23 protein-coding genes, 1 pseudogene and 1 riboswitch are annotated in these 20,457 nt (G+C 62.1%); of the genes and pseudogenes, 16 read left to right on the top strand and 8 right to left on the bottom strand.

The genetic code is table 11. From position 1 onward, the window contains the following. The 3 genes and pseudogenes from ABI660_RS11190 to ABI660_RS11200 all read left to right on the top strand — a co-directional run. Window positions 1-226: pseudogene (locus ABI660_RS11190) on the top strand (3-deoxy-D-manno-octulosonate 8-phosphate phosphatase); the annotation flags it as partial. Continuing rightward, window positions 226-915: an LPS export ABC transporter periplasmic protein LptC gene (gene lptC / locus ABI660_RS11195; RefSeq protein WP_348067928.1), complete on the top strand. Its 690-nt coding sequence runs from the start codon at window positions 226-228 to the stop codon at window positions 913-915. The pseudogene ABI660_RS11190 and the gene lptC, both read left to right, overlap by 1 nt. 91 nt (window positions 916-1,006) lie before the next feature. Next, window positions 1,007-1,783 carry an SDR family oxidoreductase gene (locus ABI660_RS11200; RefSeq protein ID WP_348067930.1) on the top strand — a complete coding sequence of 259 codons (777 nt, stop codon included), beginning with the start codon at window positions 1,007-1,009 and terminating at the stop codon, window positions 1,781-1,783. Window positions 1,784-1,923: 140 nt separating this feature from the next. Here the strand turns inward: ABI660_RS11200 and ABI660_RS11205 are convergent, their stop codons facing one another. The 3 genes from ABI660_RS11205 to ABI660_RS11215 all read right to left on the bottom strand — a co-directional run bounded on the left by ABI660_RS11205 (window position 1,924) and on the right by ABI660_RS11215 (window position 3,687). Further along, window positions 1,924-2,379, bottom strand: coding sequence for an RNA-binding protein (locus tag ABI660_RS11205; protein WP_348067932.1), 456 nt, complete (start codon window positions 2,377-2,379; stop codon window positions 1,924-1,926). A gap of 486 nt (window positions 2,380-2,865) precedes the next feature. Continuing rightward, window positions 2,866-3,111 carry a zf-HC2 domain-containing protein gene (locus ABI660_RS11210; protein ID WP_348067934.1) on the bottom strand — a complete coding sequence of 82 codons (246 nt, stop codon included), beginning with the start codon at window positions 3,109-3,111 and terminating at the stop codon, window positions 2,866-2,868. A 9-nt stretch (window positions 3,112-3,120) separates the two neighbouring features. Further along, the gene (locus ABI660_RS11215) at window positions 3,121-3,687 is read right to left on the bottom strand and encodes a sigma-70 family RNA polymerase sigma factor (protein WP_348067936.1); all 567 of its coding nucleotides are present in this window, start codon (window positions 3,685-3,687) and stop codon (window positions 3,121-3,123) included. 129 nt (window positions 3,688-3,816) lie between these two features. Here ABI660_RS11215 and ABI660_RS11220 point away from each other — a divergent pair, with 129 nt between their 5' ends. The 5 genes from ABI660_RS11220 (at window position 3,817) to ABI660_RS11240 (ending at window position 7,057) form a co-directional block, all read left to right on the top strand. Beyond that, window positions 3,817-4,401, top strand: a complete 585-nt coding sequence (locus tag ABI660_RS11220) for a TlpA disulfide reductase family protein (RefSeq protein ID WP_348067938.1) — start codon at window positions 3,817-3,819, stop codon at window positions 4,399-4,401. Window positions 4,402-4,528: 127 nt separating this feature from the next. Continuing rightward, window positions 4,529-4,834, top strand: a complete 306-nt coding sequence (locus tag ABI660_RS11225) for a DUF2282 domain-containing protein (protein ID WP_348067940.1) — start codon at window positions 4,529-4,531, stop codon at window positions 4,832-4,834. A gap of 45 nt (window positions 4,835-4,879) precedes the next feature. Then, window positions 4,880-5,773 carry a DUF692 domain-containing protein gene (locus ABI660_RS11230; RefSeq protein ID WP_348067942.1) on the top strand — a complete coding sequence of 298 codons (894 nt, stop codon included), beginning with the start codon at window positions 4,880-4,882 and terminating at the stop codon, window positions 5,771-5,773. Further along, entirely contained in the window at window positions 5,770-6,573 is an 804-nt protein-coding gene (locus tag ABI660_RS11235; protein WP_348067944.1) for a DNA-binding domain-containing protein, read from the top strand. Before ABI660_RS11230 ends, ABI660_RS11235 begins: the two co-directional genes overlap by 4 nt. 22 nt (window positions 6,574-6,595) lie before the next feature. Beyond that, on the top strand, window positions 6,596-7,057 hold the full coding sequence (locus ABI660_RS11240; protein ID WP_348067946.1) for a DoxX family protein: 462 nt from the start codon (window positions 6,596-6,598) through the stop codon (window positions 7,055-7,057). Window positions 7,058-7,215: 158 nt separating this feature from the next. On the opposite strand, the gene ABI660_RS11245 is transcribed toward ABI660_RS11240, so the two are convergent. Continuing rightward, window positions 7,216-7,692, bottom strand: a complete 477-nt coding sequence (locus ABI660_RS11245) for a hypothetical protein (RefSeq protein WP_348067948.1) — start codon at window positions 7,690-7,692, stop codon at window positions 7,216-7,218. Between the two features lie 127 nt (window positions 7,693-7,819). Continuing rightward, window positions 7,820-8,941, bottom strand: a complete 1,122-nt coding sequence (locus tag ABI660_RS11250; protein WP_348067950.1) for an alpha/beta fold hydrolase — start codon at window positions 8,939-8,941, stop codon at window positions 7,820-7,822. Window positions 8,942-9,212: 271 nt separating this feature from the next. Between ABI660_RS11250 and ABI660_RS11255 the strand changes: the two genes are divergently transcribed. After that, complete coding sequence (locus ABI660_RS11255; RefSeq protein ID WP_348067952.1) at window positions 9,213-10,061, top strand: AraC family transcriptional regulator; 849 nt, start codon at window positions 9,213-9,215, stop codon at window positions 10,059-10,061. A 97-nt stretch (window positions 10,062-10,158) separates the two neighbouring features. Here ABI660_RS11255 and ABI660_RS11260 read toward each other — a convergent pair whose 3' ends face one another. Continuing rightward, window positions 10,159-11,361: an ammonium transporter gene (locus tag ABI660_RS11260; RefSeq protein ID WP_348067954.1), complete on the bottom strand. Its 1,203-nt coding sequence runs from the start codon at window positions 11,359-11,361 to the stop codon at window positions 10,159-10,161. Between the two features lie 29 nt (window positions 11,362-11,390). Beyond that, window positions 11,391-11,627: a hypothetical protein gene (locus ABI660_RS11265; protein WP_348067956.1), complete on the bottom strand. Its 237-nt coding sequence runs from the start codon at window positions 11,625-11,627 to the stop codon at window positions 11,391-11,393. Between the two features lie 95 nt (window positions 11,628-11,722). On the opposite strand from ABI660_RS11265, the gene ABI660_RS11270 reads away from it, so the two are divergent. From ABI660_RS11270 to ABI660_RS11300, 7 genes are all read left to right on the top strand, one after another. After that, the gene (locus ABI660_RS11270; protein WP_348067958.1) at window positions 11,723-12,202 is read left to right on the top strand and encodes a VOC family protein; all 480 of its coding nucleotides are present in this window, start codon (window positions 11,723-11,725) and stop codon (window positions 12,200-12,202) included. Between the two features lie 161 nt (window positions 12,203-12,363). Further along, window positions 12,364-12,548: riboswitch (yybP-ykoY riboswitch) on the top strand. 4 nt (window positions 12,549-12,552) lie between these two features. Then, a complete protein-coding gene (locus ABI660_RS11275; protein WP_348067960.1) occupies window positions 12,553-13,119 on the top strand; it encodes a TMEM165/GDT1 family protein in 567 nt (188 codons plus the stop codon). Window positions 13,120-13,391: 272 nt separating this feature from the next. Then, window positions 13,392-14,582, top strand: coding sequence for a homoserine O-acetyltransferase (locus ABI660_RS11280; protein ID WP_348067998.1), 1,191 nt, complete (start codon window positions 13,392-13,394; stop codon window positions 14,580-14,582). Continuing rightward, window positions 14,579-15,178: a methionine biosynthesis protein MetW gene (gene metW / locus ABI660_RS11285; RefSeq protein WP_348067962.1), complete on the top strand. Its 600-nt coding sequence runs from the start codon at window positions 14,579-14,581 to the stop codon at window positions 15,176-15,178. Before ABI660_RS11280 ends, metW begins: the two co-directional genes overlap by 4 nt. Before the next feature lie 120 nt (window positions 15,179-15,298). Next, window positions 15,299-16,207 carry a chromate resistance protein ChrB domain-containing protein gene (locus ABI660_RS11290; RefSeq protein ID WP_348067964.1) on the top strand — a complete coding sequence of 303 codons (909 nt, stop codon included), beginning with the start codon at window positions 15,299-15,301 and terminating at the stop codon, window positions 16,205-16,207. Beyond that, window positions 16,204-17,574: a chromate efflux transporter gene (gene chrA / locus ABI660_RS11295; RefSeq protein ID WP_348067966.1), complete on the top strand. Its 1,371-nt coding sequence runs from the start codon at window positions 16,204-16,206 to the stop codon at window positions 17,572-17,574. Before ABI660_RS11290 ends, chrA begins: the two co-directional genes overlap by 4 nt. Before the next feature lie 30 nt (window positions 17,575-17,604). Next, complete coding sequence (locus ABI660_RS11300) at window positions 17,605-19,593, top strand: SulP family inorganic anion transporter (protein WP_348067968.1); 1,989 nt, start codon at window positions 17,605-17,607, stop codon at window positions 19,591-19,593. 5 nt (window positions 19,594-19,598) lie between these two features. On the opposite strand, the gene ABI660_RS11305 is transcribed toward ABI660_RS11300, so the two are convergent. Beyond that, on the bottom strand, window positions 19,599-20,429 hold the full coding sequence (locus ABI660_RS11305) for a DUF72 domain-containing protein (protein WP_348067970.1): 831 nt from the start codon (window positions 20,427-20,429) through the stop codon (window positions 19,599-19,601). Between the last annotated feature and the right edge of the window lie 28 nt (window positions 20,430-20,457).

The following is a 20,457-nucleotide window of genomic DNA, read 5'->3' on the forward strand; positions in this document are numbered from 1 at the left end:
CGACTGGTCGCAGGCTGCATTCATGGGTGACGACTGGCCGGACCTGCCGGTGATGCGCCGCGTCGCATTCAGTTGCGCCCCGGCCAACGCCCATGCGGAGGTCAGGGCCCTGGCCGCCCATGTCACCCAGGCCCGCGGCGGCGACGGCGCGGTGCGTGAGTTTTGCGATCTGCTCATGGTGGCCAGTGGCCGTTATGCAGACCTGCTCCAGGAGTACACGCGCTGATGGCTGCCAGCCCGTCCCTGGGTCCTGCCGCAGGCCCTGTGCCTGCCTGGCGCATTGCGCTGGACAAGGCGTCGCGGCTGTGGGAGCGCAGCGCCATCTACATTCCGGTGCTGTTGATGGGCCTGCTGGCACTGGGTACCTACTGGCTGGTCAGGAACACCCCTGCCTCCTTGTCGTCCGGAGGTGGCCAAAAAGCGGTCAGCGCCGAACCTGACTACTACATGCGCAAGTTCGGCATCAAGACCTTTGATGAAACCGGCCAGCTCAAGAGCGATGTTTCCGGTGCCGAGCTGCGCCACTATCCTGAGACCGACACGCTGGAGATCGACCAGGCGCTGATCCGCAGCTACAGCCTGGAGGGGCGGCTCACGACCTCGACCGGCGACCGCGCGCTCACCAACGCCGACGGCTCGGAGGTCCAGCTGATAGGCAATGCACGCGTGGTGCGCGACGCCACTGTGGACGCCACCGGCAAGGAGGTTCCGAGGCTCACTTTCCGCGGCGAATTCCTGCATGTATTTGTTAACGACGAACGCGTCAAATCCCACCTGCCGGTGGTCATCACGCGCGGCAGCGACGAATTTGCGGGCGACACGTTTGCCTACGACAATCTCGACCGCGTGGCGGACCTCAAAGGCCGCGTCAAGGGGATACTGATGCCGCGCAAGGCTGCGGGCGCTGTCCCCTGACACCATGCGCGCATGGGTTCACCTGACAGTGCTGACCGCGTTGTCCTGCCGTTAAAAAAGCCAGATCACCGAAATCCAGCCGGAGCGTTCCATGTCAAAACTCGTTTTTATCACCGGCGCCTCCAGTGGCATTGGCCAGGCTCTGGCCTTGCGGTTTTCCCAGGCGGGTTTCCGGCTGGCACTTGCGGCGCGCCGGACGGAAGAGGTTAAATCCTGGGCTTTGACGCACGGCATCAGCGCAGACAGCTACCAGATCTATAGCGCAGATGTTTCCAGCAGCGACAGCATCGTGGCAGCGGGGCAGGCCTGCATCACGGCGCAGGGCGTCCCTGATGTGGTCATTGCCAACGCGGGCATCAGTGTGGGCATGGACACCGCAGTGCGCGCGGACCTGGATGTGATGGCACAGACTTTTGCCACTAACAATATTGGCCTGGCGGCCACTTTTAACCCCTTTGTCGATGCAATGGTGCAGCGCGGTTCGGGCACGCTGGTCGGTATCGGCAGTGTTGCTGGCATACGCGGTCTGCCGGGACACGGTGCCTACTGCGCCAGCAAGGCTGCCGTGATCAGCTACTGCGAGAGCCTGCGTGGTGAGCTGCGGCCTTCAGGGGTGAAAGTGGTGACCTTGTGCCCAGGTTACATCGACACGCCGTTAACGCAGCAAAACCGCTACGCAATGCCCTTCCTGATGCAGCCGGCAGCCTTTGCCGACCAGGCCTTTGCGGCAATCCAGGCGGGCGCGAGTTACCGCGTGATTCCCTGGCAAATGGGCCTGGTGGCCAAATTGCTGCGACTGCTGCCCAACGCCGTGTTTGACAAAGTGTTGGCGGGCAGGCCGCGCAAACATCGCCAGCAAGCAGGTTAGACCCGTGTAGGGCGCTACTGGATTTATAGCTGCTCACGCCCGTGGATCGTGGGCTGCAATGCAAAAAGGCTTCAAAACCGAAGTCTTGAAGCCTTTTAAGCTGTCTTCAGCCAGAAGCTGAAGTGGCCGGGAGTCAGGGCTTAGTAGCCGCCGCGTCCACCGCCAGAGCCGCCGGAACGGCCACCGCCGCTACCGCCGCCGCCGTAAGGACTGCGGAAACCGCCGTCGCTACCGCCGCCGCCGGAACGGCCGCCGCCACCACCGTAGCCGCCGCCGCCGCCACCACCACCACCGTAGCCGCCACCACCACCGCCGCCGAAGCCGCCGCCAGTGCGGGGGGGACGTGCTTCCATTGGACGCGCTTCGTTGACGACAACGCTGCGACCGCCCAGAGGCTGGCCGTTCATGCCGGCAATCGCTGCCTGGGCTTCGGCATCACTGCCCATTTCCACAAAGCCAAAGCCCTTGGAGCGACCCGTGTCGCGTTCCATCATGACTTTAGCGCTGGTGACAGCGCCGAATTGGCCGAAAGATTGTTGCAAGTCTTCGTCGCGCACCGAGTACGGCAGATTGCCGACGTATAGTTTGTTGCCCATGAAGGGACTCCTCTAAAACACAATAACAAAAGCGATGGGGTCCCGAAAGCACAACAAATCTAACGTACCGCTGTAGCGCGCGAAACTGACCGATCACCTAACCTGTGTGGATGTTATCCACACCCGCATATTATGCGTCAGATATGCAGAAGACAAGCCGCCACTGCTGTTGGCAGACTGGGGCAAACCCGCGCCAATACTGATCAAACGGCCTGTTTTGCCCTTGAACGCGTTGCCCGGCGCGGAAATCACGCTTTCGAGGCTAGGGAAATAGACGGGTGTTTGCGGGAAGCCCCTTGTTTCGAAAGCAGAACGAGATAAGTTTGCGCACACTTTCCACTTAGGTTTTGTCGCGTGGTGCAAGGCGCAAAAACCAGAGGAGCACGAGAGTCAAACAAACACATTTTTACGCTTTAGTGCGAATACACGCTATTTTTGCAAACGGTGACATTTTCCGCTTTCGGGTTTGAAACCTGCGGTCCGGTCTTATTCAGGCGGTCTTGCGGCGGCCGGTATGACGTCCTCGCCACCGTCCGCGTAGCGGCGCCAGCGTTGCATCGCAAGTCGCATGGTGACCAGCTGGTTCTCAAATTGTGGGCAGGCCTTGCATGCCAGCAGGTGCAGGCGCAAGGCCACGGTGTTGGACAGGCCCAAGGCGCGATCCTCCCGCGCCACCAGCAATGCCGCGGCCTGCTTGCAGGTGCGCATCAGGGGAAGAGACTGCCTTTTCATGATGGCGATTCAATGGGTGTGTTGGCCAAACCAATGAATGGCCAGGCATTCGCGCAAACGCAGGCGGGCACGGTGAAGCTGGACATACAAGTTGGTCGGCGTAAGCGACAGTTCCTTACAGACTTCTTCGCAGGACAGCTCCAGCCATTCGCGCATCAGGAACAGGCGCCCCAAGGCTGGCGGCAGGCGCTCGACGCAGGCATCGAGGACCTTGAAAAACTGGCTTTGCGCCAGGGTTTGCTGCGGGTCGCCCCAGTCACCGGGCGGGTTGGCGAAGTGGCCATCGGCCTGGAAGGCGAGCTTGTCCAGTTCATCGGCTTCGTCGTCGGCCGCATGGTCGGGAAGCGAAACCTCACGGGCGTTGCTGCGGATCAGGTCGATCACCTTGTGCTTGAGTATGCCGACCAGCCACGTCTTGAGCTGCGAACGGTTGCCAAACGATTGCGGCTTGGACAATGCCGCTAGCAGGGTTTCCGAAACGGCGTCTTCCGCCCAGGCATCGTTGCGAAGCTGCAGCCTCGCAAACCGCATGAGGTAAACCCGGTGTTCAACCAGTTGCTCTTCAAAGGTGGCCATGGGTGGCAAGTCTAGCCGCACAACAGCGCGGGTGCGCAGAAAAAAAGCGGACAGGCGTGTAAGGATTCCGGCGGATAGGCGACCAACTGCTTTGCACTGTCTGCAGTTGCAGCCCACCAAGGACACCCCATGGACCTCGCTCATCGCGTATCGCCACCCGTCGGCGCTCTCCGCGTTTCCCCTTTCGGCCGGACGCGCTCTGGTTTTGCAGTGATCGCCTTTATCGTGCTAGGCATGGCTGCATCCTCGCAGGCGCAAACGCCGCCCACTTCTGTGAAGGCGGAAAGTGCTGCCGCAGCACCGCACATCGAAGGCAAAACGGTGGAGGGCAAGCCCTTCAGGCTCTCCTCGCTCAAGGGCAAGGTGGTGTTGCTGCTGTACTGGTCCACCGACTGTGCAGTATGCCGCGACAAGATGCCGGAACTTCGCAACAACTACGAGGGCTGGGCCGCGAAGCCTTTCGAAATGGTGGTCGTCAGCACCGACAAGCGCATGCAGGATGTGGTGGAGTACGAGCGCATCATTGCGCGCACGGTGCCCATCCGGCAGCGTTTTGTCCAGCTCTGGATGGGCGAGAGCAGCTACAGCGACAACCTGGGCAAACACGCCCAGCTGCCGGCGGCTTACCTGATCGACAAGTCGGGAAAAATTGTCGAGCGTTATGTCGGCCGGATTCCGCCCGAAGCCTGGGACCGCATTGCCGATTTGCTGTGACCCGCTGAAGCGCATAAAAAAACTGTAAGAAAGCCGGCGCGTACCGGACCAAGCTTTAACCAGACGGAAACACCACTGCGCTGGTTGGAGTTTTTTTAACCTGTTCGAATCAACTGGAGATTTTCAAATGAACCAACGCGCCCTGATTGCTGCAGCCGCAGCTTCCCTGCTGTCCACCATGCTGGTTGCCACACCCGCTGTTGCCCAGGAAAAAGAAAAATGCTATGGCATCACCAAAGCCGGCATGAACGATTGCGCCAATCTGAGCGGCACCCATTCCTGCGCCGGCCAGTCCAAGGTCAGCGACGACGCCAACGAATGGAAATACGTCGCCAAGGGCACTTGTGTTGGCATGAAAGGCATGACGGCAGACCAGGCCAAGATGAAGACCAAGCCGATGATGGACAAGCCCATGATGGACAAGAAAAGCTGATCGCCATTTGTGTTGTCTCATGAGGCGAGGCGGCCAATGCGCACTATGAACGGCTTCGCCCATGCCACTGACTCCCCGCCCGCCAGCATCGGCATCGGCTGGCGGCACCCGCACTATGCGGAGTTGCTTGAAACGCATCCTGCGCTCGATTTCCTCGAGGTGCATTCCGAAAACTTTTTCGCCGAAGGCGGCGCCGCGCTCGCGGTGCTGCAGCAGGCGCGCGCGGCCTACCCCGTCAGCCTGCATGGTGTTGGCCTGGCGTTGGGGTCTGCCGCCGGCGTGGATAACTGGCATCTTGAGCAGCTGGCGCGCCTGGCAGAACGCATCGAGCCGGTTCGCATCAGCGACCACGCCTGTTTTGCACGCGGTCTTGTCAACGGCCAGATCGCGCATGCAGCTGATCTGTTGCCCATTCCTTTCAATCAGGCGTCGCTCGACGTGTTCTGCAGCAATGTGCAGCAGGTGCAGGATCGGCTCCAGCGGCCGCTGCTGATCGAAAACCTGTCGGTCTACATCACGCTCGCCGGCAGTGACCGCAGTGAAACCGACTTCCTGACCGGGCTGGTGCAGCGCACCGGCTGCAGCCTGCTGGTGGATGTGAACAATATTTACGTCAATGCGCTGAACGCGCGTATGGCGAACGGGCCGGATGCCCCCGACCCGCTGAACGCTTGCCGCAGCTGGCTCGACCAGCTGCCTTTGAGGAGCGTGGGCGAGATCCATCTGGCCGGCCATTGCGTGATGGACGACATCGTCATTGATGACCACGGCAGCCGTGTGGCGGCGGAGGTCTGGCAGTTGTATGCCCATGCCATCGGGCGTTTCGGTGCGCTGCCTTCGCTGATTGAATGGGACACCGCCATCCCGCCGCTGCCGGTGCTGCTGGGCGAAGCCGATCGCGCGCGTTTGCTGACCCGGCAGACGGAGGCCGCGGCATGAGCGCGACATCCGCCCTGGCGGCACAGCAGCAGGCCCTGCTGCAGGCACTGTATTTGCCCCGCCATGCGGACGCTATAAAAATAGTAGCTACTCATGTCCGCCCGGAAAGGGCTGGAGGCCAGAATCATCTTGAACGCGGGTTGCAGGCCTACCGCAGCAACGGCCACGCGCTGGCGCAGCGGGTTTTGTCTGCAGCTTATCCGGTGTTGGCCCAGCTGATGGGCGAGGAAAATCTGGAGGGTCTGTCACGGCACTTCTGGCAAAGGCAGCCACCGACGCGCGGCGACATGGCGCAGTGGGGCGCCGGTTTTCCGGCTTTGCTCGAAACGCTTTCAGAACTCATGCAGCAAGAGCCTTACCTGGCCGATGTGGCGCGTGTTGAATGGGCCTTGCACGCGGCCGCCACGCAGGCCGACGGTCAAACCGACCTGCCCTCGTTCGCCCTGCTCGAAAGCCGAGATCCGACCGGCCTGGCGCTGGTGCTGAGCCCGGGTGCGCAGTGTCTGCCCAGCGTGTTTCCCGTGGTCAGCATTGTCCGGTCGCATCTGGCGGGCGAGCCCACGCTCGAAGAAGCCGGCGCGCGCGTACGCATGCAGATGGCGGAAACCGCGCTGGTCTGGCGGCAAGGCCTGAAGCCGGCATTGCGGCATGCGCAAGCCGGCGAAGCGGTTTTTATCGCCGCACTGCAAGAAAACCGCTCGCTGGCCGACTCACTCTCAGCCACACCCGAGCTCGACTTCCAGCAATGGCTTGTACCGGCAGTACACACCGGCCTGCTGTTGGGCGCTCGCGCCTTGTGACCCCATTTTGAGAGACAACACCATGAACACCCTCACTACCTCCCCGCTGAAAAAAGTGCTGGGACTCTGGAGTCGTTTCAGCGCCGCCCTGGACACGCTGCAGCCCGCCGCCGCATTGGCTGCCCGCATTTATCTCGCGCAGGTTTTCTTTCTCTCGGGCCTGACCAAGCTGCGCGACTGGGAAACGACGGTAGCCTTATTCACCGACGAGTACCAGGTGCCCCTGTTGCCGCCAGCCGCCGCCGCATTCATGGGCACAGCTGGTGAACTGGTGCTCCCGGTGATGCTGGTGCTCGGTCTGGGTGGGCGTTTCGCGGCGCTGGGGCTGTTTGTGGTGAACGCAGTGGCGGTCATCTCGCTGAGCGAGATCGCGCCTGCGGCTTTGCAGCAGCACGTTTTCTGGGGTTCACTGCTCGCCGGACTGGCGATCTACGGCGTGGGCCCCTGGTCGCTGGATCGCTGGCTGGCACCCAAAACACGGTGAGCCGGGCGCTTTCATGTGACAGAACGGGCCCCAGCTCAATAAACGCGGGCGTAAGTCGCTATCAATTCAGGAGTCAATTCGACTTGACCGCGTCACGCCGCGATATCTCATGGTCTTGAACCCCGCACGCTGGAGAAACGGTTCCGGGACAAGAGCGGTCACGCAGACTGGGTTGCTTGCCCTACGACGACATACCAGGCGACCAATGCGCCACAAAGCAAAGCTCCGGGCAGGTAGGCGGCCGTGCGGCGATAGGCAAATGTTGAGACGACCGCAACGATCGCCATCAGCGGAACGAAGTTGATGGAAATGATCGTACGTAGCGCATCGAACATGTGGAACTCGAGCATCCGATGCGTGCTGAGCAACAAACCGTACTGCACAGCGAGGAACAATACGAACCCTCCCGCCAGCGCGACAAAGGACACCAGGTACTGACCGCCGGCAGTTGCCACGTGCGACGTCAGGACGGTATGCAGTGAACGCAGTGCAACCATGAAAAAGACGGTGAACGCCAGGAAGTACACCGGGAAGGCAGCCGCCTGCCACCGACTCATCGGTTTGAAGGCGATGAACCACACCCGGAAGTCCACGTTGAAGACGAACTGAACTGCGGCGACAAGGGCGTAGGCCATCGCGAATGTGGTCGCAGCCAAAGCCGCAGCGCGCAGCGGTTGAACGAGGGCCGGCGCTTTCGGTGTCCCAGGTAAGAAGCCGGCAGCGAAGAGTATCGCCGCGTTGCACAGAGCCCAAAATGCAAGCTCATTCGAAAACAGTTGTGGTAGCAAGGGCGTCGCGGGCAGCAGCGCCCCCCCCCAGACGGCACAGTGGCAGGAACGTCACCGCAGGAACCAACGCGCCGATCACGAGCGACACCCACCATCGCGCGTTCCGCGGCGCAGCGGCGGGTACCGGTGCCTGAGCCCGCAGTGGGGCGAAGAAGGGAAGTGCAAGCAGCACCCCAAAAGCGCCTGGGATGAAGATAACAAGACCGATCAGTGCGACCAGCGTGCCCGCCTCCTTCCAATACCAGGTCTGATCGTCGGAAGGCCTTGGTGTGCCCCCTTGCAACGTGCGCTGGAACCAGTCCAGGCTGTGGCCGATCGCAGTGGGTGAAATGTGGTCCATGGGGTGTGTGATGGCCGGCGTGTACAACACGCGCGCCGTTCCAGCCTGGATGTCCCCATAGGTTTGGCCTGGCACAACCGGCGCATCCGTGCCAAAGACCTGCTGGAGTTTCTTGCTGTTCGCGACTCCGGCGGCAGTAGCAACCTGCCACATGATGCCGGGGAACTCGTCGTATTGACTGAACACCACCGCCAGGTTGCGCGGAAAGCTCGGCGAGCCTTCGGGGGCGAAGGGCTTTCCGGTGCTCGAACCTTCCAGGACAAGCGCCTTGTAGGCATCCGGCATTGCCGCCGCCGCATTCACAACGGTCCACCCACCCATACTGTGGCCTTCGAGCCCGACATTGTCCTTGTCGACCATGTCAAGGCTGCGCAAGTATTTGAGCCCATCGATGCCGCCAAACGCATTGGCGAATGCCGGTGGAGCGCTGTAGCCGTGCCCGGTCTGGTCCAGCGCAAGGACAACGTAGCCTCGACGGGCAAACTCGATGGCAAATCCGCTCTGGGCCTCGCGCGAGTTGAAGTATCCGTGTACCGCGAGGATCCCCGGCGCCGGCGTCTTGGCGGAAGCGTTTGGAGGAACATAAAGGTGTGCGCTCATCGGTGTGCCATTGGTGCCCGTGAAACGCACGTCCTGTATCTTGATGCCGCCCGCGGTCTGGATCCAATGCGCGAGCAGCGCCCCGAACAGAACAATAAGCAACCCGATCAGAACCAGCCGCCACCGTCCGCGCTCAGGCACGTGTTGTTGATTCATATAGTCTCCTCTTTGCCTCGTCAGAAGGCGTCGTTATGGATGGATTTGGATAGACGGGGCCACGTGAGTTCACTCGATTGGGATCCCTCCTTCAAATCTAGGTCCAACGCATTAGCGTGTCTTGACCAAAACAGACAGTTTGTACATTCGAGCCAAACTCGGTCCCGCCTTGTTCCAACACCCAGGGGTGCCGCCGCGGCACACTTGGGGTTCCAGAAGATTGCCGTCTGCTTGCTGTGGGACCTAGAATGAAGTGTTCTCGACATACGCCATGCACATCGCTCCTTTAATCGGACCCCATGGGCTCTATACGGTATCCGTATGGCCCCGGTCACTGCTTGGCAGCGAACGCGTTGGCTGGCAGGGTGCGTATTTTGCAGATGTCTACGGCGCCGCGGAAGGCATTGTTGACCACGGGCACGAGCGATATTGCATCCAGCGGGGGATGCACCACGAAGAACGGCGGTCGCTTGGTGCGCGTTCGTGGCGCAGCTTCGAAATGGGGTTCTCCGTCTGGACGCGCGAGGACGAGCAACGCTTCCACTGGCGCCGCGGGGGCCGGTCACAGTTTCTGTTCATTGCACCCGAGCATGTCCATGTGCTGCTTGGGGACACGCGGCCGCTCGCGGCCTTGGGGCAGCAAGCGGCTGCGCGCTCCCGAACACTGGCGCTTTTGTTCGATGCCTTGCAAGCTGATCTAGCCCAGGGCAGCCCTGCAGGCCCGCTGTTCGGCGAGTCGCTGATTGCGGCGCTGGTTGCCCACTTGTCCGGCATGGAAGCTCAGGCGGTCAATCGCCGCGAAGCTCGTGCATGCGACGGCGCAATTGATTTGATCGGTGCTCGTTTCGCCGAGCCAATTACCCTGAAGGAGCTTGCGGACACGGCCGGTTTGAGCATGCGCCAGTTCACACGTGCATTTCGCCAAGCCACGGGTCGATCACCCTACCAGTATGTTCTTCAGCGCCGTGTCGATGAGGCAAAGACTCTTATTGGCAGAGGTTTACCTCTTGCAGACGTGGCAGTGCAATGCGGCTTCACGGATCAAAGCCAGCTCAATCGCATGTTCCTCCGTCACGCGGCGGTGACGCCAGGTCAATATCGAAACAGGCTCTTGCTGTAATGAGGTCAAGGCCGAAGCGATATCATTTGGAGAGACCAGGCAATCTTGCAGCAATCGCCATGGGATGGCGTTTTGTCGGTCGCGCTTCTTCGCCGTGTTACCAGTTGACCTCGCGGTCGGGTGTGGAGCCAATGCGGTGAATTGACAGGTCAGCGCCTTCGTATTCTTCTTCCTGAGTCATGCGCAGCCCCATGGTGGCCTTGATCACGCCGTAGACCGCAAAACCAGCCAGCAGGGCCCAGCCGATGCCCATCACGGTGCCGATCAGCTGCGCACCCAAGCTCACGCCACCCAGCCCGCCCAGTGCCTTGCTGCCGAAAATTCCTGCGGCAATACCGCCCCAGGCACCGCACAGGCCGTGCAGCGGCCAGACACCCAGCACGTCGTCAATCTTCCAGCGGTTCTGCGTCAGTGTGAACATCACGACAAAAACCGCCCCAGCGACGCCGCCGGTAACCAGCGCGCCCAGCGGGTGCATCAGGTCTGACCCCGCGCACACGGCCACCAGGCCGGCCAGCGGACCGTTGTGCACAAAGCCCGGGTCATTTTTGCCGAAGGCCAGCGCGGCGAGCGTGCCGCCCACCATGGCCATCAGTGAGTTGACGGCAACGAGACCGGAGATCTTGTCTATGGTCTGCGCACTCATGACGTTGAAGCCGAACCAGCCCACAGTCAGAATCCATGCGCCCAGCGCCAGGAAGGGAATGCTGGAGGGCGGATGCGCCGAAATCCCGCCGTCCTTGCGGTAGCGGTTGCTGCGCGCGCCGAGCAGAATCACTGCCGGCAAGGCCAGCCAGCCGCCGATGGCGTGAACCACGATGGAGCCGGCAAAGTCATGGAACTCGGCGCCGGTCCATGCCTTGATCCAGGCCTGCACGCCGAAGTGCTGGTTCCATACAATGCCCTCGAAAAACGGATAGACAAAACCGACGATCACGGCAGTGGCCAGCAGCTGCGGATAAAAACGCGCCCGCTCCGCAATGCCGCCGGAGATGATGGCCGGAATGGCCGCGGCGAAGGTCAGCAGAAAGAAGAACTTGACGAGTTCGTAGCCGTTCTTGGCCGCGAGCTCTTCGGCACCGACAAAAAAGCTGGTGCCGTAAGCCACGCCGTAACCGACCACAAAATAGACCACGGTGGAGACCGAGAAGTCCACCAGGATCTTCACCAGCGCATTAACCTGGTTTTTCTTGCGAACGGTGCCGAGTTCCAGAAAAGCGAAACCGGCATGCATGGCCAAAACCATGATGCCGCCCAACAGGATGAACAAGGCGTCCGAGCCCTGTTTTAGTGCGTCCATAAGCTCCTCCTCGAATGATTTGATCTGTTTTAGTGCGAAAGCCGATTGCATGGCGCAACAGCACCAAAATCAAGCAAAAACTGCGCCAGACAGGTGCGCACCAATCTGGGTCTTGAGAAAACTTGAAAAGGAGGCGCGCGATGAGGCCCATCGGCAGCCGGTTGAACATCCATGAACAGCTCTTCGCCGAGCGAATGCACATCTGCCGACCCTGCTTGCGCTGTGGTCGTCTCGGTGATTGAACCGTCGAGGCGCGCATCGGCCATAAGCTTGATCCCACTCCCAAGGTCAGCAGTTGCCGGCGTAGTCCGGCTGTCTGTGCGGCTTGAGTTCAGGTATCTATCTCGATCAGGAGAATCCAATGGTCAGCAAAAATACGATTTGTCTCTGGTACGACGGCGCCGCGCTGGATGCCGCGACGTTTTACGCCGAGACCTTCCCGGACAGCGCGGTTGGCGCGGTCAATCACGCACCTGGCGACTATCCCGACGGCAAGCGGGGCAATGTCCTGACAGTCGAGTTCACGGTGATGGGTATTCCCTGTCTGGGCCTGAACGGGGGCCCGATGTTCAAGCACAGCGAGGCGTTTTCTTTCCAGGTTGCAACCGACAACCAAGCCGAAACGGACCGCCTGTGGAACTCAATCGTGGGAAACGGTGGGCAGGAAAGCGCGTGCGGCTGGTGCAAGGACAAGTGGGGACTGTCGTGGCAGATCACGCCGCGCGCCCTGACGGCCGCGATCACCGATCCTGATCGGGCGGCGGCCAAGCGCGCGTTCGACGCCATGATGGGGATGAAAAAAATCGACATCGCGGCAATCGAATCGGCGCAGCGCGGGTGACGCTATTTCGCCCGAGGCGGAAAGCCGGTCATTGTCGCGAGGGCTAACGAGGCGATGGGGCAGGTCAGCGATGGTCGAAAGCTCCGGCTGATCAGCACGAGGCCCATAAGCCGCGTTGGACAACTGCCGAGCAAGGTGGCGCACCACATTCGCTAGAATGGGTGCTTGTCATTGGGGAGTAGCCACCCTGCACTTCTGCAAGGGGCTTGCGTCAACAGACTTGTCCGGCCGCATGGCGGACATGGCGCAAGCGGCTCCAGGTACTGGAACCCAGCGAGACCTTTGACTGCACAGCCTCCGCTTCAGGCCGGGGACGCCGTGCAGTCATGGTTTACCGGCCGGAGTTCCTCATGCAAGCTTTCCTCGTTTCCACCGGCATCGTCGCCCTCGCCGAAATGGGCGACAAGACCCAGCTTCTCGCGCTGGTGCTGGCCGCGCGTTTTCGCAAACCCTGGCCCATCGTGCTCGGCATTTTTGTGGCCACCGTCGCCAACCATGCCATGGCTGGCGCCCTCGGTGCCTGGCTCACCGCCATGATCAGCCCGCAAACCCTGCGCTGGATTCTGGGCGTGTCCTTCATCGCCATGGCACTGTGGATGCTGATTCCCGACAAGCTCGATGAGGGCGACGCCGCCGGACGCCTGCCGCGCTTCGGCGTCTTCGGCACCACCACCATGCTGTTCTTCCTGGCCGAAATGGGCGACAAGACACAGATTGCCACCGTGATGCTGGCCGCCCGTTACGACGCCTGGTTTGCCGTGGTGGCCGGGACCACGCTCGGCATGATGCTGGCCAATGCGCCGGTGGTCTGGCTGGGCGCCCGTGTCACGCGCCTGGTGCCGCTGCGCGTAGTGCACATTGTTTCTGCCCTGATTTTTGCGGCATTGGGGCTGGCGGCACTGCTGTTCAAGGCCTGATCCTAAAAAACCACCAGCTTGCAAGTAACCGCAGGAGCGTTCCATTCCAGCAAGGGCCGCGGATCTGGCTCTGCCAGTCCGCAGGCGCAGCGGCCCCCTCGGGGGCGGGGCGCTACACGCAGTGAGCAACCGTGGGGGTATACTTTCTCTAGCGCCGATTTGCTCAGCTTGCGGGCGCTTAAAAAGTACGGCTAAAGACGAACATCCATGAACCCGGACTCGCTTTTAGCGATGCCGGGTTTTCTTTTGTTCGCTGTTTTTTGGGGTCTTCCATCTTGCTAGTTGCCACGCCGCAGTCCATGCATTTTGCCGACGTTTTGCAGTTGCAAAGCGGTGCATCCCTCCGCGCCTACGACCTCGCCTATGAAACCTACGGCACGCTCAATGGCGACAAGTCCAATGCGGTGCTGATTTGCCACGCGCTCAACGCTTCGCACCATGTGGCTGGCGTTTACGTTGATGAGCGGGGCGTCGCGCTGCCCAAATCGGAAGGCTGGTGGGACACCATGATCGGTCCCGGCAAGCCGGTAGACACAGATGTATTTTTTGTCATCGGTGTGAACAACCTGGGTTCGTGTTTCGGCTCGACCGGCCCGATGCAGGTCAACCCCGACAGCGGCGAGATTTATGGGGCTGATTTTCCCGTCGTTACCGTGCAGGACTGGGTTCATGCCCAGGCCAGGCTGCTTGATGCGCTAGGCATCCAGACCTTGGCCGCGGTGATGGGCGGCAGCTTGGGCGGCATGCAGGCGTTGAGCTGGACACTGCAATACCCTGATCGCGTGCGCCATGCCGTGGTGGTGGCCAGCGCGCCCAACCTGACGGCCGAGAACATTGCCTTCAACGAGGTGGCACGCCGCGCCATCGTGACCGATCCCGACTTTCACGGTGGCCACTTCTACCGTCACGGCGTGTTGCCCAAGCGCGGCCTGCGCATCGCCCGCATGATCGGCCATATCACCTACCTCAGCGACGACGTGATGAATGAAAAATTCGGCCGGCAGCTCAGGCAGGCGGTCGTGGAAACCGCCGGCCTGGAGACCGGTTCTGCGGAAGTGCCGGCGAGGGCGGGAAGCTATAGATACAGTACCCAGGACGTCGAGTTCCAGATCGAAAGTTATCTGCGCTACCAGGGCGACAAGTTCAGCGAATACTTCGATGCGAATACCTATCTGCTGATCACACGGGCGCTGGACTACTTCGACCCCGCCAGCGAACATGGCGGCCAGCTCACGAAGGCGCTGGCAACGGCCAAAGCCAGATTTCTGCTCGCGAGTTTCAAGACCGACTGGCGCTTTTCGCCGGCGCGCAGCCGCGAGATCGTCAAGGCGCTGCTCGATAACCAGCGCGATGTCAGTTACGCCGAGATTGACGCGCCGCACGGGCACGATGCCTTTTTGCTTGATGATCCACGGTACATGGGCGTCGTGCGCTCCTATTTTGAGAGCAAGGTGGCGCCATGAAGAAACCTGCTCCGGTGCTCTCTGCGGACCAGTTGCTGATTGCCCGCCTTGTCCCGCAAGGTGCACGCGTGCTCGACCTTGGTTGCGGTGACGGCGCCATGCTGGACCACCTGATTCGCGAGCGCGGCTGCACCGGTTACGGCGTGGAGATAGACGACGCCAACATCCAGGCCTGTGTGGCGCGCGGCGTCAATGTCATCCAGCTCAACCTGGACGAGGGCCTGGCCATGTTTGGTGACGCGAGTTTTGATGCGGTGCTGCAGATCGATACCCTGCAACACCTGCGCAATGCCGAGGTCATGCTGCGCGAAACGGCACGCGTGGGACGCACCGGCATCGTCGCCTTCCCCAATTTCGGCCACTGGCCGAACCGGATGGCCGTGTTGCGTGGTCGCATGCCGGTGACCAAGGTGCTGCCCTACCAGTGGTACGACACGCCGAACATCCGGGTTGGCACGCTGCGCGATTTTGCGGCGCTGGCGCAAAAAAACCGGCTGAACATCCTGGACAGTTTTGGCTTGCAGGATGGCCAGGAAATCCGCTTCTGGCCCAATGCACGTGCCAGCCGGGCGGTGTTCAAGTTTCAGCACGGTTAGGCGCTGGCTGGCGGGCGCCCGGCGCCAATGCTATTATTTGCGCATCGGGATTTCAGCCTCCCGACTCTTCACAGATAGACGGTGTCCCGTCCAAGCGCTGGCAACTCATAGGAGTATTCCGTGGACACCTCTGCCTTTTCCGTTCCCTTTTCCGTTCCTTCCATTTCACCGCAAGAACTCGCATCCCGCATGGGACGCGCTGACATGCCTTTGCTGCTCGATGTTCGCCGAGAAGGCAAATTCCTCGAAAGCAGGCGCTTGCTTGCAGGCGCCCAACGCTGCAAGCCGGAAGACATCAACGCATTCGCCGAGTCACAGCCTCGATGCGAGGTGGTGGTGTATTGCGTTTACGGCCACAACGTAAGCAGTGATGCGGTGGCCGTCTTGCGCGCCGCTGGCTGGAATGCGCGTTTATTGGCAGGTGGCATCGAAGGTGGTGAAGACGGGGTCGATGCACCGGAAGACATCGCGCGGTGGCGTGCAGCCTGCCTGCCCACCATCGCCAAACGGAGCGATTTGGGGGTCACCGGAGAGCACGCTTCGCGATGGATCACGCGCGACCGGCCCAAGATCGACCGCATCGCCTGTCCGTGGCTGCTGCGCCGCTTCATCGACCCGCGCGCCGAGTTTTTCTATGTGCCCGACGCGCAGGTTTTCGACGAGGCCACCCGCCTCGGTGCGGTCGCGTACGACATTCCCGCTGCGCCCATTTCGCACGAGGGTGAACGCTGCAGCTTTGATGAACTGCTGGCGGCGTTTGACCTGCGGGACGCGGCGCTGTACCGCCTGGCGCGCGTGGTTCGGGGCGCAGATACCAATCGCTTGGACCTCGCCCCCGAATCTGCCGGCCTGCTGGCGATGTCTCTGGGCCTGTCGCAGCTGCACACCGATGACCACGCCATGCTGAACGCCGCATTGCCGCTGTATGACGCTCTCTATGCCTGGTGCCGCAGCGCCGCTGCTTCAGTGTGGCAGGGAACCCCTTTAGAGACGCACAACTGGCCCCCCGAGGCCAAGGCTGCCGCATGACGCAGGCCCGCACCAACTTACCGCCGCAAGTCACGTTTCATGAAGCCTTGCGTTTCTGGCTCAAGCTCGGCTTCATCAGTTTCGGCGGGCCAGCCGGGCAGATTGCCATCATGCACCGCGAGCTGGTCGAGCAGAAACGCTGGATCTCGGAGAAGCGGTTTTTGCACGCACTCAACTACTGCATGATGCTGCCCGGGCCGGAAGCCCAACAGCTGGCCACTTACATTGGCTGGCTGATGCACCGCAGCTGGGGCGGCGTGATGGCCGGCGCGCTTTTCGTGTTGCCTTCGCTGTTCATCCTGATCGCCTTGAGCTGGGTGTACGTTGCCTTTGGCGACGTGCCGCTGGTGGCCGGGCTGTTCTACGGCATCAAGCCGGCGGTGGCCGCCATCGTCTTGCAGGCGGTGCACCGCATAGGCAGCAAATCATTGAAGAATCCGGTCAAAGCCCCGGTCCCCTGGGTGGTGGCAGCTATCAGTTTCATAGCAATTGCAATCCTCCACGTGCCTTTTCCCTGGGTGGTGCTGGGCGCTGCGCTGACCGGCTGGTTATGCGCGCGTTTTGCGCCCGGACAATTTGCCGCCGGTGGTGCCCACGGGGGCACGCTGGCAGCGCATGCGCCCACGATGATTGATGACAACACGCCCACACCCGAACACGCGCGGTTCAGCAAGGCCAGGCTGGCGAAGGTGTTGGCGGCCGGCGCCGTGCTCTGGCTTTTGCCGATGGCTGCGCTGATGGCCTGGCAGGGCTGGAACGGGGCGCTGACGCAGATGAGCTGGTTTTTCACCAAGGCGGCGCTCCTGACTTTTGGCGGTGCCTATGCGGTGCTGCCTTATGTCTACCAGGGCGCTGTTGAGCAGTTTGGCTGGCTCAACGGGCCGCAGATGATCGACGGCCTGGCGCTAGGCGAAACCACACCAGGACCCTTGATCATGGTCGTGGCCTTTGTGGCCTTTGTGGGCGGCTGGACGAAAGAGGTGCTGGGGCCGGACGCCTTGTTCCAGGGCGCCGCCCTGGCGGCGTTGCTGGTGACCTGGTTCACCTTTCTGCCGTCCTTCATTTTCATTCTGGCCGGCGGGCCGGTGGTGGAGTCCACGCACGGCAAGCTTCACTTCACCGCGCCGTTGGCGGCCATCACGGCGGCTGTGGTTGGCGTGATCGCCAGCCTCGCTCTGTTTTTCATAGCGCATGCCCTTTTCCCGACGGGGGCTTCAACCGGTTTTTCTTCAAGGATGGAATGGCCGGCGCTGCTTATCATGGTCGCGGCCGGGGTCGCGTTGCTGCGTTACAAGGTGGGCGTGATTCCGGTGATTGGCGCTTGCGCACTGGCTGGCCTGCTGCTGCGCCTGACCGGCCTGGTCTGAAACCGCACGGCGTCGCGTTATGCTTCCGCCATGCAAGGTTCTCTGGAAACAAGGCCCGTCGGCCCCGCGCTGAAGCTGGTGGAGCGCCTGTTCGGCAACTGGGTCCGCCAGGTCAGTGCGGCCACCCTGCGCGCCGACGCGATGGCCGCGGTGCTGGGCGCTGTACTGGTGTTGCCGCAGGGTATTGCTTTTGCCACGCTGGCCGGGCTGCCGCCTGAGTACGGCCTGTACACCGCCATCGTGCCCTGCATCATTGCGGCGCTGTTCGGCTCCAGCTGGCATGTGATGTCCGGGCCGACCAATGCCAATTCGCTGGCGCTGTTTGCCATGCTGTCACCGCTGGCGCTGGCTTTCAGCCCGGCCTACATCCAGATGGCGCTGGCCGTCACGGTGATGGTGGGTGTCATGCAGTGGCTGATTGGCGCCCTGCGGCTGGGCACGCTGGCCAATTTCATTTCGCCGGCAGCACTGTTCGGCTTCACTTCGGGCGCGGCTGTGCTGATTGCCATTTATGCCTTGCCCGACTTGCTGGGCCTGCCTGCTGCGGCGGCGCATGGGGCGGCGGCGGTGCTGCTGCACGTGTTTGCCCAGCTCCAGTCCGTGCAGCCGGCGGCACTGGCCGTTGCGGGAGCAACCTTGGCCACGGCCCTGCTGGTGCGGCGCCTGCGCCGCAACTGGCCCTACATGCTGGCTGGCCTGGTGGTCGCGACTGCGCTGGCCTGGGCCTGGACGTCTTACGCAGGCGCGGCGGCCGTGCCGCTTCGCACCATCGGCCAGATCGACACCCCCTGGCCGAAATTTGCCGTTCCGCATGTCAGCTGGGCAGCGCTTTCAGAGTTGCTGGGCCTGGCGTTTGCGCTGACCATCGTGGCGCTGGGGCAGTCGATCTCGATTGCCAAGGCGGTGGCCGTGCGGTCCGGCCAGCGGATTGATGCGAACCGCGAATTCCGCGGCCAGGGCCTGTCCAACATCGTGGGTGGTTTCTTTTCCTCCTACGTGTCCTGCGGCTCGCTGAACCGGTCCATGCCGAACCTGGAAGCCGGCGCGCGCACGCCGTTGGCGGCGGTGTTTTCTGCCGTGTTGCTGCTGGGCCTGGTCGCGGTCAGCGCGGGTTTACTGGCGCAGATCCCGATGGCCGCGCTGGCGGCGCTGCTGGTACTGGTGGCCGTGTCGCTGCTGGACCTTCATCGCTGGAAGCAGCTGTTCACGCTGAGCCGCACCGAGTTTGGTGTGGCGTTCGCCACGCTGGTGGCAACCGTCAGCATCCGGCTGGAAATTGCGATCTTGCTGGGCACGCTGCTGTCGCTGATGTCTTTTCTGTACCGCACCTCCAAACCGGCGATGCGCACCATGGGTTTTGACAGCCGGGCGCCGGACCGGCAGTTCGTGGTGATTGACGACAACGCCGGCCGCAGCGCCCCCTCCGAGGGCAGCGAAGCACACGCAGTGGCAGGCGTGAGGGCCTCTTCCCTATCAGCCGGGGCCGCGGAACCGGCTTCGCCGGGCCGCAGGCGCAGCGCCCCCTCGGGGGGCAGCGCAGTACGCGAAGCGACAAGCGTGGGGGCCATATTCCTTCCGGAATGTCCCCAGCTCAAGTTGCTGCGCATGGAGGGGGAGGTGTATTTCGGCGCCACGCAGCACGTGGCCGATACGCTGCACGCATTGCGCCATGCGCGGCAGCCGCAAAAGCACCTGCTGGTGATGGGCAAAAGCATGAACTTCATCGACCTGGCCGGCGCGCAGCTCTGGGAGGCCGAACTCAACGCGCGCCGCGCCATGGGGGGCGACCTCTACTTTCACCGGCCGCGTCCGGAAGTGATCCTGATGTGGCAGACCACGGGTTTCACGCGGCTGCTCGGCCCGGAGCACCAGTTTCCCGACAAGCGCAGCGCGATTGCCACAATTTTCACGCGGCTGGACCCGGCCATCTGCCGGCAGTGCACAGCGCGCATTTTTGAAGAATGCAGCACGGTGCCCGGGCCCGACCCGGCACCGGTGCCTGCCACGGCCAGCGCTTGAACGCCTCAAGCCGACGGCGGCTGGAAACCCAGCCGCTGCAGCAAACCCATGGCGGCCGCCGGTGCCCGTTCCTTGGCACCGTTGATGAAAAACATGAACACATCGCGCGGCTGGCCGGCTTTGGCTTTCGCCTCCACGCGCGGCAGATCCGCAGGTTCGCCGCCGTCGGCCCAGGTCCGGGCCGCCTGCGCCCAGATGTCCAGGGCTTTGGGCGCATAACCACTGCTCAGCCGGGCCTGGCTGCGCATCAGGCGGGCGTAGACGAAGTCTGCCGTCAGGTCGGCAAATGAAGGGTAATCGTTCGAGTCGCAGAACACCGTGGCGCATTTATATTTGCGCGCCAGCTTCAGGTAGTCTGCGGCCATGAAGCTGGCGTGCCGCACGTCCAGCACGTGGCGCAGGGCAAGGCCGTCCACCTTGCGGGGCAGCAGCGCCAGGAAGGCTTCAAAATCTTCCGCATCGAATACCTTGGTCGGCATGAATTGCCAGACAAGGGGGCCGAGCTTGTCGCCCAGCTCGCTGATGCCGCTGCCTGTAAAACGCTCAATCGACTCGCCCGCTTCTGCGAGCACGCGGCGGTTGGTCGTGAAGCGGCTGGCCTTGAGCGAGAACACAAAATCGGCAGGTGTTTCGTCGCGCCATTTGGCAAAAGTCGGTGGTTTGAAGGTACTGTAGTAAGTGCCGTTAACCTCAATGGCATTCAATTGCCGGCTGGCGTAGCCGAGTTCCTTGCTTTGCGGCAGGCCCGGGGGATAGAAATTCTTTCGCCAGGGTTCGTAGGTCCAGCCGCCTATGCCGGCGCGAATGCCCAAAGGAAAGGGTGTGGATTTTTTCAAGGCAGGTACTCCTGCAAATAGGGGATGA

The organism is Polaromonas sp. (genome assembly GCF_039930745.1).
GTDB lineage: Bacteria > Pseudomonadota > Gammaproteobacteria > Burkholderiales > Burkholderiaceae_C > Polaromonas.